This is a genomic window from Pelomonas candidula, assembly GCF_043555985.1.
Lineage (GTDB): Bacteria > Pseudomonadota > Gammaproteobacteria > Burkholderiales > Burkholderiaceae_C > Pelomonas > Pelomonas candidula.
On record NZ_JBIGIC010000093.1, the window covers coordinates 1 to 248 of the forward strand.

Annotated in this window: 1 pseudogene; it reads right to left on the reverse strand. The window is 65.3% G+C overall.

From position 1 onward, the window contains the following. A pseudogene (locus ACG04R_RS28625) lies at positions 1-248 on the reverse strand (IS21 family transposase); the annotation flags it as partial.

A 248-nucleotide genomic window follows, 5' to 3' on the forward strand; every position in this document is an offset into this window, starting at 1 on the left:
GCGCGTCGCGCACGTTCTTCTCGATCTGGCCCTTCTCCCAGCCGGAGGCCGGGTTGCAGAACTCGACCTCGAAGAGGTAGTGGCTGACCATCGCAGCGAAGCGCGCGTTGACGTCGCGCGCCTTGCCGCTCAGGACCTTGTCCACGGCCGTCTTCATGTTGTCGTAGATGCCGCGCTTGGGCACGCCGCCGAACACGCGGAAGGCATGGTTGTGCGCGTCGAACAGCATCTCGTGGGTCTGCAGCAGG